The organism is Sphingomonas quercus (genome assembly GCF_018863195.1).
GTDB lineage: Bacteria > Pseudomonadota > Alphaproteobacteria > Sphingomonadales > Sphingomonadaceae > Solisphingomonas > Solisphingomonas quercus.
On the sequence record NZ_JAHKRT010000002.1, the window covers coordinates 271,656 to 285,189 of the forward strand.

Consider the following 13,534-nt stretch of genomic DNA (forward strand, 5'->3'; position numbering starts at 1 on the left):
GGACAGGGCGGGGTCGCGAAGAGCCCGTCCGGCGTCTGGCGCGCGCTCAGCCGTTGAAGGCGCGGAAGCAGGCCATCGCCTCGTCGGCCGACATCGGCCTGCCGAAATAATAGCCCTGGCCGTGGCTGCAGCCGAGCGCCGAGAGGGTGTGGGCGAGCTCCACCGCCTCGATGCCCTCGGCAGTGGTGCGCATGCCCAGCGCATTGGCGAGGCCGAGCACGGCGCGCACGATCGCCACCTTGTCGCGATCGGTGAGCATGCCGGTGATGAAGCTGCGGTCGATCTTGAGCACGTCGATCGGCAGCTTTTGCAGATAGGCGAGGTTGGAGTGGCCGGTGCCGAAATCGTCCATGGCGATGGCGCAATCGAGCGCCTTCAGCTGGCCGAGCACGCGCGCCGCGCGCTCCGGGTCGTGGACGATGGCGCTTTCCGTCAGCTCCACCACCAGCCGCCGCCCGGCGACGCCATGGCGGGCGAGCGTCTCGGCGACCATCGTCGGGACATCGTCGCGGGTGAGCTGGATCGCCGACAGATTGACCGCCATAGAGAGCGGCAGCGCGGAGCCGGCCGCTTCGTCCCATTCGGCGAGCTGGCGGACCGCCGTCTCCATCGCCCAGCGGCCGAGCGGCACGATCAGGCCGCTTTCCTCGGCGACGGGGATGAACTCGGCCGGGCTGATCATCCCTTCTTCGGGATGGGACCAGCGGGCCAGCGCCTCGAAGCCGGTGACGCGGTTCGAAGCGAGATCGACGAGCGGCTGATAGGCCAGCTCCAGCCGGGCATTCTCCAGCGCGCGGCGCAGCTCCGTCTCGATCGAGAAGCGGCGGCGCACGGCGGTCGCCTCGCCGGACTGATAGATTTCGACGCTGCCGGTGGACTTGGCGCGCTTGCAGGCAAACTGGGCGTTGCGCACCACATCCTCGGCGAAGCCGGCGCCCTCGCGGGTCATCGCGCAGCCGACCGCGCAATCGATGCGGATTTCGAGATCGGACAGGCGGAACGGCGTGGACAAGGTGGTGACGATGCGTCGGGCGGCCTCGCGCGCCTCCTCGACGCTGGCATTGATGCGCATGAGGATGCCGAACTCGTCGCCGCCGATGCGCGCCAGCACGTCGCCGGCGCGCAGCGTGAACAGCAGGCGGCGCGCGACGGTGATGATCAGCTCATCGCCGGCCATCGAGCCCATACACTCGTTAACCCGGCTGAAGCGGGCGAGATCGACGACCAGAACGGCGTGGTGGGACGTCGCGCCGCCGGCGCGATCGCACGCGGCCGCTTCCTCCAGCGCCTCGTCGAAGGCGACGCGATTGGGCAGGCCGGTGAGGCTGTCATGCAGCATCTCGGCACGCAGCGAACGCTCCGACTCGACCTCGGCGGTGCGATCGACCAGCGACACCATGCACCGCCACGGCATGCCCGGCAGCGGCTCCAGCGTGGCGAGGCGAACGATGAAATGGCGGGCGCTGGCGGTGCTGTCGGTCGTCCAGTTGAACTGGATCGCCGCCTGATCGCCGTCGAGGAAGTCGGCGAAGGCATTGTCGAACGGGGCGCGATGCAACAGCTTGCCCGGCTTGCCGGTGAGCGCCTCGATGCGATCGAAGGCGGCGTTGGCGGCGACGACGCGCAGCCGGCCGAGATCATCCTGCACGACGACGGCGGCGGCGATGGGCAGCGCGTCCAGATAGGTCTGGCGGGCGCGCAGCACGATCTCCATGCCCGGCTGGACCGGCTCGGGCTGGCGGGCCGCGGGCGCGCCGAGGATGGCGCCCGCCGACACGCGCTCGGTTTTCCGTCTCGCCGACACCCTCTGCATGCTGCCCGGATTAAGCGGGGAGGGTTAATTCTTTGCTTGCCCGGAGCCGGATTCGCGGTGAACGGGCCCTAGGCGAAGCGGTTGTCGCGGGGGAAGCCCACCGGCGGCATGCGCCCGCCGGCGCCCCGCGCGGTGCGCCACTGGCTGAGGTCGGTCTCGGTGCGCATGCGGCCGCTCTCGCCGCCCATCGGCCAGCTCAACCCCTCCTCGAAGCGGAAGGCGACGGCGTCGGAAAGCCCGCCATCGCGATAGCGCTGGAGCTGCACACCGGCGCCGCGCGTCATCTCGGGCAGTTCGTCGAGCGGGAAGACGACGAGCTTCCGGTTGTCGCCGATCGCCGCCAGATAATCGGCATTGGCCGGGATCGGCCGCACCACCTGCAGCCGGGCGCCGGGCCGGAGATTGACCACCTGCCGCCCTTTCCGCGTCTCGGCGACCAGTTCGGCGGAGCGGGCGACGAAGCCGCGCCCGTCCGATCCGGCGAGCAGCAGCCGCTCGGCGCGCGATACCGGCATCAGGGCGACGATCGGCTGCTCGCCCTCGATCTCGACCATCAGCCGCACCGGGTCTCCGAAGCCGCGCCCGCCGGGCAGCTTGTCGGCGGCCAGCGTGTAGAAGCGGCCATTGGCGGTGGCGAGCAGCAGCTTGTCGGTCGTCTGGGCGTGGAAGGCGAACAGCGGGCCGTCGCCTTCCTTGAACTTCAGCGTGTCCGCGGCGCCGAGCTCGCGATGGCCGCTCATCGCCCGGATCCAGCCGCGCTGGGAGAGGATCACGGTGATCGGCTCGCGCTCGATCATCGCCTCGAGCGGGATGTCGCGCGCCGGCCCGGCCTCCTCGACGAGGGTCCGCCTGCGGCCGAGTTCGGTGTCGGGGCCGTAGCGGGCGCGCAGCGCGGCGAGATCCTTCTTCAGCCGGGTGCGCTGCCTGGCCGGGCTTTCGATGAGGGCGGCGAGCCCCTCGCGCTCCCTGGCGAGCTTGGCGCGCTCGTTCTTGATCTCCATCTCCTCCAGCCGGCGCAGCGAGCGCAGCCGCATGTTGAGGATCGCCTCGGCCTGCCGCTCGGTGAGGCCGAACTCGGCCATCAGCACCGGGCGCGGCTCGTCCTCGGTGCGGATGATCTCGATCACGCGGTCGAGATTGAGATAGGCGATGAGATAGCCGTCGAGCAGCTCGCTGCGGTCGTCGATCTTCTGCAGCCGGTGCTGCGAGCGGCGGACCAGCACTTCGATCTGGTGTTCCAGCCACGCCAGCAGCGCCTCGCGCAGGCTCATCACCCTTGGCGTGCGATCCTTGTCGAGCACGTTGAGGTTGAGGGGCACGCGGATTTCGAGGTCGGTGAGGCGGAACAGGCTGTCGATCAGCATCTGCGGATCGACGGTGCGGGCGCGCGGCTCGAGCACGATGCGGATGTGCTCGTCGCTCTCGTCGCGGATGTCGGCGAGGATCGGCAGCTTGCGGTCGGAGACCAGGCTGGCGATCTGCTCGATCAGCTTGCCCTTGGCGACCCCGAACGGGATTTCGGTGATGACGATGGCCCATTCGCCGCGGGCGAGCTTCTCGACCTCGTGGCGCGCGCGCACCCGGAAGGCGCCACGCCCGGTGGCATAGGCATCCGCGATCGACGTCGCGGAATCGGCGAGGATGCCGCCGGTCGGGAAATCCGGCCCCGCGACATATTGGCTGGGATCGGCGGCGGCGTCGTCGATCAATGCCGAGGCCGCGTCGATCAGCTCGGCGAGATTGTGCGGCGGGATCGACGTGGCCATGCCGACGGCGATGCCGGCGGCGCCGTTGGCAAGGAGGTTGGGAAACAGGCCGGGGAAAACTTCCGGCTCTTCCTCCTCGCCATTATAGGTCGGGCGGAAATCGACGGTGCCTTCGTCGAGGCCGGCCATCAGTTCGCCGGCCGCCGCCGTCAGCCGCGCCTCCGTGTACCGCATCGCGGCCGCGTTATCGCCGTCGACATTGCCGAAATTACCCTGCCCGTCGACCAGCGGGTAGCGCAGCGAGAAGGTCTGGGCGAGGCGGACCATCGCGTCGTAGACGGACTGGTCGCCGTGCGGGTGATATTTGCCGATGACGTCGCCGACGACGCGGGCGCATTTCTTGTAGCCGGCCGTCGGGTCCAGCCTGAGCAGGCGCATCGCCCAGAGCAGCCGGCGATGCACGGGCTTCAGCCCGTCGCGGACATCGGGCAGCGAGCGGGCGGTGATCGTGGAGAGCGCATAGACCAGGTAGCGGCTGGACAGCGCGTCGTCGAACGGCGCCTCGACGACCTGATCGAACGGATCGGTGGATGCGGCTGGATCGGACATGGCACGCGAGTAGAGCGGATTTCGCGTCTGAGGAACCGCTGTTGATTCAAGAGGCCCCGATTTTTGCGGGTTTCGGGGCCACAGGGGCGAGCGAAGGATGTGGATCGGACGCGAAAGCCTTTGCTCGCCTCCGAAATGATCCTAAAATGGCGTTAATGGCCATGTCCGAAATCGACGCCGTCGAGGAAGGCTCGGCGGGCGAAATCAGGCTTCGCGTCGTCGCCAGCGTCGCAGGCGTGGCGCTGGCTGCGCTGCTGATCCTCGTCATCGTGCTGGTCGGCCAATCCAACGTCAAGCGCGAGCACGCCGTCGTGCGCGAGCGGCACAGCTATGACGTGATGCTGCTCACCTCGGGCATTTCGGGTTCGATCGGCCGCGCCGAGGCGGCGCTGGGCCGCTTCGTCATCTCCGCCGACAGGGGCGTGGGCACGGTCTATTACAACGAGTGGATCGCCGCCGGCCGCCAGCTCGAGCGGCTGCGCCGCGTGACCGCCCGCGATCCCGCCCAGCGCGCCGAAGTGGAACGGCTGCAGCAATTGTTCGACCAGCGCGGCAAGGAACTCAACGCGCCTGCCGGCCACGCCAACTACAAGCAATATCTGCCCGCGCTGACCACCTTCAACGAAGCCGGCAAGAAACAGACCGTCTCCGATCTGGCGCTGACCCTCGGCCGGATCGAGGCCAATGAGCGCGCGGTGCTGGCGTCACGCCAGATCCAGTCCCGCCTTACTGCCGGCCGCGCCAACCTGCTCGCCTGGGTGTTGTCGGGGCTCGGCATGGCGGTGGTTGGGGTGGCGCTGGCGCTCGGCTGGATGACGGTGTCGGCCTGGGGCGAGCATCGCCGCGCCCGCGACGACGCCGACAATGCCTCCGATCGCGCCGGCTGGCTGCAGGTGGCGGTGGCGGAGCGCACCGCCGAGCTTTCCGCCGCCAATCTCCGCCTCCAGGCCGAGATGGCCGAGCGCGAGGCGGCCGAGTTGCAGCTGCGGCAGGTGCAGAAGATGGAGGCGGTGGGCCAGCTTACCGGCGGCATTGCACATGATTTCAACAATATGCTGGCGGTGGTGATCGGCGGGCTGGACCTCGCCCGTCGGCGCATGCGCCAGGAGGCGGAGGAGGTCTCCCGCCATATCGATCACGCCATGGAGGGCGCCAATCGCGCCGCCGCGCTGACCCGGCGGCTGATGTCCTTTGCGCGCGCCGAGCCGCTGCTGCCGCAGGCGGTCGACCCGGGCCAGCTCGTCGCCGGCATGTCCGACCTCATGGATCGCACGCTGGGCGAGCGGATCACCGTCGTCTCGCGCGGGCTCGCCGGCCTGTGGCGGGTATGGGTGGACGGCCACCAGCTGGAAAATGCGATCCTCAACCTCGCCGTCAACGCCCGCGACGCGATGGACGGCGAGGGGCGGCTGCTGATCACCGCGGCCAATGTCTCGTTGAGCGACGGCGAGATCGGGGAGGCCAAGGCGGGCGACTATGTCTGCATCTCGGTGGTCGACGATGGCTGTGGCATGAGCCGCGACGTCATGGACCGGGTGTTCGAGCCCTTCTTCACCACCAAGCCGGTGGGCAAGGGGACCGGCCTCGGCCTGTCCCAGATCTTCGGCTTCGTGCGCCAGTCGGGAGGCGAGATCGCCATCGATTCGGTGGAGCGCGCCGGCACGATCGTCTCGCTCTATCTGCCGCGCCACACCGGCGCGGTTGCCGCCGAGCCGCTGTCCGCGGCGCCCGCCGCGCGCGGCATCAACGCGCCGCCGGTCCAGGCGGTGGCGATGCCCGATCCGGCGATCCTGGTGGTGGAGGACGATCCGCGCGTGCTGCGCTCGACGATGGACGGGCTGGGCGAGCTCGGCCATCGCGCCGTCGCCTGCGCGAGCGGCGACGAGGCGCTGGCGTTGCTGGCGGAGACGCCGGGCATCCGCCTGCTCATCACCGATGTGGTGATGCCGGGCATGACCGGGCCGGAGCTGGTCCGCCGGGCGAGCGCGCTTTATCCGGAGCTCGGCGTGCTGTTCGTCACCGGCTATGTCGGCGATGCCGGCGAGGCGGCGGACCTTGCGGGGCACGAGATATTGCGCAAGCCCTTCACCATCGCCGGGCTGGACCGCGCGCTCGCCGCCGCGCTGCCGCCGGTCAGCGTATCGCACCTCCCCGGATCAGCCGCGGCAGCAGAGTGATCGCGCCGAGGATCGGGTGACGCCGCTGCCACGGGCGGATGACGACATTGGCGCCGGCGTGGCGGTTGATCTTCCAGGCAAGGTAATCGATGCCGCCGGCGAAGGTGGCGCTGGCCTTGGCGAGGCGCGCCAGGGTGAGGAGCTTGCCCTCGCGCCGCCGCCGCGCCCATAGCCGCCGCGCCGCCGCGCGTTCCGCCGGCGACACCGGCTGGGCGAAACGGATCGCCTCGCCATCGACTTCGCCAGCAAGACCGGCGGCGGCGAGCGCCGGCAGGGTGAAGCGCAGATAGCGCTCGGGCTCGGCGTCGACGACCGAGGCCGCGCGTCCGCCGCGCTCGGCGCGAAGCTCGGCGGCATAGGTGAGCGCGAACGCCTCGCGCCACAGGTCGAGCATCCCCACCCGCTCGGGCAGCATCGGGCGGGCGGCGGCGAGCAGCGCGGGCGCGGCCCCGGCGACTGCGGCAACGGCACCGGCGCGGGCCTCGTCGTCGGCCGCCCAGACGAGGCGGGCCGGCTGGGCGAACCGCGCCCAGACAGACACGCCGCGCGTCGCCGCCGAGGCCAGCCGGGCGAAATCCGTTTCGCTCAGCACCGCATATTTGGCGGCAAGACCATCCGCCTCGAACGGGAAGACGTTGGGCGGCAGCAGCCGGTTGGCGGCGGCGAGCCACGCCTTGCCGAACGCCTGCCGGTAGTCGCCGACGATCAGGTAGAAATCGAGCATCAGCCCGTCGAGCGAGAGGCTGCGCAGGCAGGAGCCGTAGAACAGCACCGCGCGCGCCGTCGGGTGGCGCGCGGCGATCGCCTCGGCAAGGCGCACGGCGTGGGGGTCGACGGGACCGGCCAGCTCCCCGGCAACCAATGTGGCGAGATCGTCCATGGCCTCGTTCTTTAGCCTGGATTAGCCTGAAAGCGAGGTTCGGGCGTTTCGCGGCAGGCGCGGCACCCACAGCCTCGCGCGCAGGAGAGTGAGTCATGAAGAAATTGATCTTCGCGGCGGCCATTTTGGCAACCGGCCTCAGCGGGGCCTCGGTCCCGGCCGCGGCGGACGCAGCCGCGCCGCGCGGCAGTTATCGCGATTCCTGCCGGTCGATCCGCGATCGCGGCGACACGCTCACCGCCGAATGCCGCGACAATCGCGGTCGCTATCGCCAGACCGCGTTGCGCTATCGCGGCTGCCGTGGCGATATCGGCAACGACAACGGCCAGCTCGTCTGCGGGGGCCGGCCCGGCGGGCCGGGCTGGGGCGGAGGCGGCCCCGGTGGTCCCGGTGGTCCCGGCTGGGGCGGCGGCGGGGGCGGCCCCGGTGGTCCCGGCTGGGGCGGTGGACCGGGCGGCCCCGGCGGTCCGGGCTGGGGCGGCGGCGGGCGCATGCCCGGCGGTTCCTGGGCGCAGAGCTGCTCCAATCCGAGCATGCGCGGCTCCACCTTCTCGGCGCGGTGCGACAATGGCCGGGGCGATCGCCGCGAAAGCAGCATCGACATGCGCTCCTGCCGCACCGGCAATCTCGCCAACAGCTATGGCCGCCTGACCTGCCAGTAGAGAGGCCGGCCGGCCCGCCCGCCCGTTCGCCCGATCAGGCGGCGGGCGCGAGGCGGAGGAAGGGGACGGGCGCGGTCGGCTTCAGCACGATGGGCTGGCCGGCCCGGGCCTCGAACAGCTCGCCGTCGAGGATGACGGAGGAATTTTCCCCCTCGATGCGGATTTCGTCGCCGCGCGCGACATGCACGCCCGACAGATCGGAGCGGCCGAGCTTGCCGAAGATGCCGGCGCAGATGGCGCGGATCACCGACAGCGGCCGATGGTCGACGAGGATGAGCTGGAGCTTGCCCTCATTGTCGTTGGCCCCGTGGATGTTCGACGTGCGCGAGCCCAGCAGGAGCCTTTGCAGGGTGGTGACGATCAGCAGCGCGAAGCGGCCCTGGACCTTGCCCTTGCGGATCAGCGATACGCTGGTCTGGCCAGGGCGGGGCGGCAGGAAGGCGGCGCGCACGCCGACCAGCAGGGTGAAGATCACCGCGATCGCCGTCAGCACGTGGCACAGCCCATTGGGCAGGCCGGTGGGGTAAAGCTTGTCGCGGCAGAACAGCATCGAATCGGCGAGCCCCGCCCCGCCGAGGAACATGCCGAGCACCGGCCGGCTGTTCGCGCCGCCGTCGGACAGGGCGATCAGCTCGCGCGCAACGATATGCGGGGCGATGTCGTCGCGGGCCAGCGTCATGATTCGCTGCAAGGCGACCAGCGGATCGCCGACCGCGCCGAGATCGAGCGCGATCAGGTTGGTCTTGCCGTTGGGCAGCACCGCGACCGGCGGCCGCGAATCACCGAAATGATCGCCATGATAAAGCTCGGTCAGCGTCGCCTGCACGGTGCCGTCGCCGCCGTTGACGATCAGGATCTGCGGGCGGACTCGGGCGATGGTGCGTAACGCCTCGCCGATCTGATCGACGTCCTCCACCTCGTAATGGAAGATGTCGTCATTCGCCGCGCAGAAGCCGCGGATGCGCGGCAGCAGCGCCCGGTTGCCCGTGGACCGGGGGTTGGAGAGCAAGGCGACGCGAGGAGGTGCCATCACCCGCCCCGCCCGACCGGGCCGATCGACAGGCCACGGCGATAGTTGAGCATGATCTCGACCGGCTTGGGTGTCTGGCCGACGGCGATCACCACATCCTCGTAGCGCGGCTTGAGGCTGAGCAGGCTGAGCGCCGGATTGCGGGAAAAGCCGCCGCCGTCATTCCAGCCGGACTTGCCCGAGCCGTCGATATCGTGGCGCACGGCGACGGCATAATTGCCCGGCTCCGGCAGCGCCACGCAGACCTCCATCGCGCCGTGCGGCGAAACCGGCAGGTCGATGCGCTTCACATATTGGCCTTTGGCGAGGAAATCCTCCGCCCGGCCGCCATAGACCTGCACCCGGACATTGCCGGTATGCGCCTTGAAACCATCGATTTTCGCGAGCACCGCGGGGCCGCCGGCGCCGGCCGAGCAGGCCGGCGCATCGGGGCCGAGCACCGCAGCGGATGCGGGTGCCGCGACGCCAAGCGCCACTGCTGCTCCCATCCCCCACAGTTTCGACATGACCTCGATACTCCCGGAAGCTATAGCCCGGCGGTTCGCCCCCATGCCCGGCCGGGACATGGTGGCCGTCGCCCAGCTTTCCGTGAGGGGAGATGGGGGGCGGTTGCGGCCAAATTGTGGTGACGAGGCGTCAAAAGTCGCAAAACATGCTCAACAGCGTCGATCGCTACATTGCCCGTCTCGTCCTGGTGCCGCTGGTCTCGACCCTGCTGCTGTCAGCGATGCTGCTCATCCTCGACAAGATGCTGCGGCTGTTCGACTTCGTGGTGTCGGAGGGCGGCCCGGTCTCGGTGGTCTGGCGGATGCTGGCCAATCTGATCCCGGAATATCTCTCGCTCGGCATCCCGATCGGGCTGATGCTGGGCATCCTCCTCGCCTTCCGCAAGCTGGCCTTGTCTTCGGAGCTGGACGTGCTGCGCGCCACCGGCAACAGCTATGGCCGGCTGCTGCGCGTGCCCTATATGTACGCGGCCGGGCTGGCGCTGCTCAATCTCGCCATCGTCGGCTTCGTCCAGCCTTATTCGCGCTATGCCTATGAAGGGCTGCGCTATGAGCTGCGCTCCGGCGCGCTCGGTGCCTCGATCAAGATCGGCGAGTTCACCAAGCTCGGCCGCAACATGACGCTGCGCATCGAGAGCAGCCATAATAGCGGCCGTGACCTGTCCGGCGTGTTCGTGATGACGGCGCGCGACGACGGCAAGTCGCTGGCCGTCACCGCCGATCACGGCACCTTCATGGCTACCGACGATCCGGACACGATCATCTTCCGCCTGTCCAACGGGGTGCTGGTGCATGACGCGCCGGGCTTCCGCACGCCGCGCGTGCTGAGCTTCGTCGGCCACGACCTGCCGATCGACCTTCCCAAGATCGACAGCTTCCGCAAACGCTCCGGCGAGGACGAGCTGACCTTGCCGGAGCTGGTGCGCACCGGCAACAGCGCCGCCACGCCGGCGGCCGACCGCTATGCGCGCCGCGCGGAGGTGCATTTCCGGCTGGTGGAGGTGGCGACGATGTTCCTGCTGCCGATGCTGGCGCTGGCGCTGGCCGTGCCGCCGAAGCGATCGACCTCGGCGCTCGGCGTGTTCCTGTCGATCGTGATGATCGTCACCTATCACAAGATAAACCAATATGCGCAGGACTTTGCCGGGCTCGGCAGGGCCGATCCGATCATCGCCTTGTGGACGCCGTTCCTCGGCTTCGTCGCGCTGACCTGGTGGATGTACCACACCCTCGCCCACAAGCCGGGCGGCCAGCCGATCGGCGCCCTTGAACGGGTGGCGGCCAAGGCCGGCGCCGCCATGCGCCGCTGGTTCAACCTGCGCCGCCGCCGCGATACCGACGGAAGGCCCGTGCCGGCATGATGGCCCTTCGCTTCTTCCCGTCGCGCCAGCTGACCTTCTATCTGGCGCGCACCTTCCTGACGCGCAGCCTCGCGGTGCTGGCGCTGCTCGTGCTCGTGCTCCAGACGCTAGACCTGCTCGGGACAAGCGGTCAGATCCTCGCCCATCCCGGCAACGGCCAGGCTGAGATCTGGCGCTATGTCGGGCTGCGCGTGCCCCAGATCGTGGCCCGCTTCCTGCCGTTCGCGGTGCTGCTCGGCACGCTGATCACGCTCGCCACGCTCAACCAGAACAGCGAGGTGATCGCGATGAAGGCGAGCGGCGCCTCCGCGCACCAGATCATCGCGCCGCTGATCGTCGCCAGCATCGGCGTCGCCCTGTTCTCCTTCATGTTCAACGAGCGGATCGTGGCGCGCTCCACCGCGTCCCTCAATGCGTGGGAGGCGGTGGACTGGGGGCCGGTGCCAAGGGCCACGGGGGTGTCCAGCAACGTCTGGGTGCGATCGGGCGACGATCTCGTCCATGCCGCCACGGCCCAGGGCCGAGGGGCGGCGACCCGGCTCAACGACGTCATCATCTATGATCGCACCGGCGGCAGCCTCGTCTCGATCGTCTCGGGCAAGACCGGGCAGCAGGTGGCGGGCGGCTGGCGGCTCGACGACGTGACCCGCTTCGACGTCGCCTCCGGCAAGCTCACCACGCGGCCGAGCGTGGTGCTGCCGCTCGGCGTCCGGCCGGACCAGTTCACCCTCGCCGACGTCTCCGCTGACGATCGCTCGCTCGCCCAGCTCCGCCAGGATATCGACTATCTCAAGGCGGCCGGCCGCCCGACCGGGCCGCTCGAGGCCGGGATGTGGCACAAGATGTCCGGCCCGCTTTCGGCGGTGCTGATGCCGTTGCTCGCCGGGGTGGCGGCGTTCGGGCTGGCGCGATCGGGGGCGTTGTTCGTGCGTGTCGTCACCGGCATGGGGCTCGGCTTCGCCTATTTCGTCGCCGACAACGCCGCGCTCGCCATGGGCAATCTCGGCGCCTATCCGCCCTTCCTCGCCGCCTGGGCGCCGTTCCTCCTGTTCCTGATGATCGGCGAGGCGGTGCTGATCCGCACCGAGGAATGACCGCCATCCCCCCCGGCACGGGCGCCGAGCCGGTGGAGGAGGAAGTGGCGCGCGGGCCGGCGGTGCCGGTGCCTCCCGGCCAGGGCGACGTGACCCGCGGCGACGTGGCGCGCGGCGCGGCGCTGGCGGCGCTGTCCCGCCTCGGCGCGGTGATCGAAGTGGTGTCGCAGCCGGCCTTCACCTGGCTGTTCGGCCTGCCGACCTATGGCGTCTACGTCGTGCTCTGGGCGATCGTGAACATCGCTGAGAACTTCATCGACCTGTCGATGACCACCGCCCTCCAGCGCGTCGTGCCGGTGGAGGACGAGGCCGGCGCCCACGCCGCGGTGCGTTTTGCGCTGATCGTGTCGGTCGGCCCGGCAGCGGCGATCGCGCTCGCCGCAACCATCTTCGCGCCGCAGATCGCGGCGATGATCTCGGCGGCGCCGGCGGACCGGGTCGACCTGCCGCTGGCCGTCGCGCTGTTCGCCTGGGCGCTGCCGCTCTGGACCTTCGTCGAGGTGGCGACGTCGGCGGTGCGCGCGCGCCGCGCCTTCGGGCCGGAGATCCGCCTGCGCATCTTCTGGGAACAGGTGGCGCGGCTGATCTTCGCCTGCGGTTTCTTCCTGATCGGCTTCCACCGCATCGGCCTGTTGCTCGGCCATCTCGCCTCGCTGGCGATGACCGCGGCGCTCGCCGGCAGGCTGATCGGCCGCTATTATGATGCGCGGCTGGTGCTGACCGCGCCGATCAGCGCCAGCGTCCGCCGTGATCTGCTCACCTCCGGCCTGTCGGTGTTGCCCTCGTCGATCGCGCGGCGGCTGTACATCGACCTGCCGCCCGTCATCCTCAACATCATGCTGCCCGGCGTGCGCGGTGCGGATGCCGCCGGCCTGTTTGGCATCGCCCGCAAGATCAGCACCATTCCGCTGATCGTGCGCCAGGCTTTCCAATATGTGCTGGCCCCGCTCGCCTCGGCGGCGGCGGCGCGGGACCGGGCGACGATCGCGCCGCTCTATCGCTTCGCGACGCGTGTCTCGATCGCGCTGGTGGTGCCGCTTGCCGGCTTCATCATCCTCATCGGCGCAGACATATTGACGGCGTTCGCGCCGGCGGCGGCGGCGGCGCTGCCGCTGGTCGTGATCCTCGTCCTTGGCCGCGCGGCGGAGGCGGTGGTCGGGCCGGCGAGCCCGGTCGTCGAGATGACCGGGCACAAGGCGCTGCCGCTGGTCAATTCGCTGCTCGGCATGGCGGCATGGCTGATGCTGGCGGTGATGCTGGTGCCCGGCTTTGGCGGCGTCGGCATGGCGGTGGCGGTATCGGTGGGCACCGTGCTCTCCACCTGGGCGGCGGCGGTAGAGCTGCGCTGGAGCGACCAGCTCTCCGCGTTTGACCGGCAGAGCTGGACCGGGCTGGCGGTGGCGCTGGCGGGTATCGCGGCGATGGCGCTGGCCGGGTTCATGCTGGAGCCGCTGGGCATGCGGCTGCGCGCGCTGTTGCTGGTGCCGGTGTTCCTCGCGGCGACGTGGGCGACGCTGCGGCTCGGGCTGAGCCGGGACGACCGGCTGGCGCTGGGCGGCGTGGCGCGGAGGATCAGGCTGGTCTGATCAATCCCCTCTGGCGACGCGGCCGTTTCTGCCGGGCCGGGAGCGCCTGCGACGAAATCATGAAGCGGCAAGGCGATCGACGCGGTTGGCGCACCAGCGGGACATTCCTG

Annotated in this window: 10 protein-coding genes; 5 read left to right on the top strand and 5 right to left on the bottom strand. The window is 69.9% G+C overall.

All coding sequences use genetic code 11. The features are described 5' to 3' along the window. Positions 1–46: 46 nt before the first annotated feature. Both KOF26_RS04465 and parC read right to left on the bottom strand, forming a co-directional pair. The gene (locus KOF26_RS04465) at positions 47–1,777 is read right to left on the bottom strand and encodes a putative bifunctional diguanylate cyclase/phosphodiesterase (protein ID WP_363181798.1); all 1,731 of its coding nucleotides are present in this window, start codon (positions 1,775–1,777) and stop codon (positions 47–49) included. Between the two features lie 104 nt (positions 1,778–1,881). Further along, positions 1,882–4,128: a DNA topoisomerase IV subunit A gene (parC, locus tag KOF26_RS04470; protein WP_216320765.1), complete on the bottom strand. Its 2,247-nt coding sequence runs from the start codon at positions 4,126–4,128 to the stop codon at positions 1,882–1,884. Positions 4,129–4,283: 155 nt separating this feature from the next. Between parC and KOF26_RS17275 the strand changes: the two genes are divergently transcribed. After that, on the top strand, positions 4,284–6,305 hold the full coding sequence (locus tag KOF26_RS17275; RefSeq protein WP_216320768.1) for an ATP-binding protein: 2,022 nt from the start codon (positions 4,284–4,286) through the stop codon (positions 6,303–6,305). Here the strand turns inward: KOF26_RS17275 and KOF26_RS04480 are convergent. Beyond that, positions 6,262–7,185 carry a hypothetical protein gene (locus tag KOF26_RS04480; RefSeq protein WP_216320772.1) on the bottom strand — a complete coding sequence of 308 codons (924 nt, stop codon included), beginning with the start codon at positions 7,183–7,185 and terminating at the stop codon, positions 6,262–6,264. The two genes, KOF26_RS17275 and KOF26_RS04480, sit on opposite strands and share 44 nt — an antisense overlap. A 95-nt stretch (positions 7,186–7,280) precedes the next feature. On the opposite strand from KOF26_RS04480, the gene KOF26_RS04485 reads away from it, so the two are divergent. Then, positions 7,281–7,847: a CVNH domain-containing protein gene (locus tag KOF26_RS04485; RefSeq protein ID WP_216320775.1), complete on the top strand. Its 567-nt coding sequence runs from the start codon at positions 7,281–7,283 to the stop codon at positions 7,845–7,847. A gap of 34 nt (positions 7,848–7,881) precedes the next feature. On the opposite strand, the gene KOF26_RS04490 is transcribed toward KOF26_RS04485, so the two are convergent. Both KOF26_RS04490 and KOF26_RS04495 read right to left on the bottom strand, forming a co-directional pair. Next, positions 7,882–8,877 carry a diacylglycerol/lipid kinase family protein gene (locus tag KOF26_RS04490; protein ID WP_216320778.1) on the bottom strand — a complete coding sequence of 332 codons (996 nt, stop codon included), beginning with the start codon at positions 8,875–8,877 and terminating at the stop codon, positions 7,882–7,884. Further along, positions 8,877–9,383: a DUF2141 domain-containing protein gene (locus tag KOF26_RS04495; RefSeq protein WP_216320781.1), complete on the bottom strand. Its 507-nt coding sequence runs from the start codon at positions 9,381–9,383 to the stop codon at positions 8,877–8,879. The genes KOF26_RS04490 and KOF26_RS04495 overlap by 1 nt, the downstream gene beginning before the upstream one ends. Before the next feature lie 146 nt (positions 9,384–9,529). On the opposite strand from KOF26_RS04495, the gene lptF reads away from it, so the two are divergent. Genes lptF through KOF26_RS04510 form a run of 3 tightly spaced genes read left to right on the top strand, consistent with a single transcriptional unit; the run spans position 9,530 to position 13,424 of the window. Further along, entirely contained in the window at positions 9,530–10,744 is a 1,215-nt protein-coding gene (lptF, locus tag KOF26_RS04500) for an LPS export ABC transporter permease LptF (RefSeq protein WP_216321700.1), read from the top strand. Next, a complete protein-coding gene (gene lptG / locus KOF26_RS04505; RefSeq protein WP_216321703.1) occupies positions 10,744–11,838 on the top strand; it encodes an LPS export ABC transporter permease LptG in 1,095 nt (364 codons plus the stop codon). The genes lptF and lptG overlap by 1 nt, the downstream gene beginning before the upstream one ends. Further along, complete coding sequence (locus tag KOF26_RS04510; protein ID WP_216320784.1) at positions 11,835–13,424, top strand: lipopolysaccharide biosynthesis protein; 1,590 nt, start codon at positions 11,835–11,837, stop codon at positions 13,422–13,424. Before lptG ends, KOF26_RS04510 begins: the two co-directional genes overlap by 4 nt. The last annotated feature ends 110 nt before the right edge of the window (positions 13,425–13,534 follow it).

Excerpts from the sequence above, each read along its gene's own strand:
- KOF26_RS17275 (WP_216320768.1), top strand. The coding sequence starts at position 4,284 with ATGGCCATGTCCGAAATCGACGCCGTCGAGGAAGGCTCGGCGGGCGAA.
- KOF26_RS04485 (WP_216320775.1), top strand. The coding sequence starts at position 7,281 with ATGAAGAAATTGATCTTCGCGGCGGCCATTTTGGCAACCGGCCTCAGC.
- lptF (WP_216321700.1), top strand. The coding sequence starts at position 9,530 with ATGCTCAACAGCGTCGATCGCTACATTGCCCGTCTCGTCCTGGTGCCG.
- lptG (WP_216321703.1), top strand. The coding sequence starts at position 10,744 with ATGGCCCTTCGCTTCTTCCCGTCGCGCCAGCTGACCTTCTATCTGGCG.
- KOF26_RS04510 (WP_216320784.1), top strand. The coding sequence starts at position 11,835 with ATGACCGCCATCCCCCCCGGCACGGGCGCCGAGCCGGTGGAGGAGGAA.
- KOF26_RS04490 (WP_216320778.1), bottom strand. The coding sequence starts at position 8,877 with ATGGCACCTCCTCGCGTCGCCTTGCTCTCCAACCCCCGGTCCACGGGC.
- KOF26_RS04495 (WP_216320781.1), bottom strand. The coding sequence starts at position 9,383 with ATGTCGAAACTGTGGGGGATGGGAGCAGCAGTGGCGCTTGGCGTCGCG.
- parC (WP_216320765.1), bottom strand. The coding sequence starts at position 4,128 with ATGTCCGATCCAGCCGCATCCACCGATCCGTTCGATCAGGTCGTCGAG.
- KOF26_RS04480 (WP_216320772.1), bottom strand. The coding sequence starts at position 7,185 with ATGGACGATCTCGCCACATTGGTTGCCGGGGAGCTGGCCGGTCCCGTC.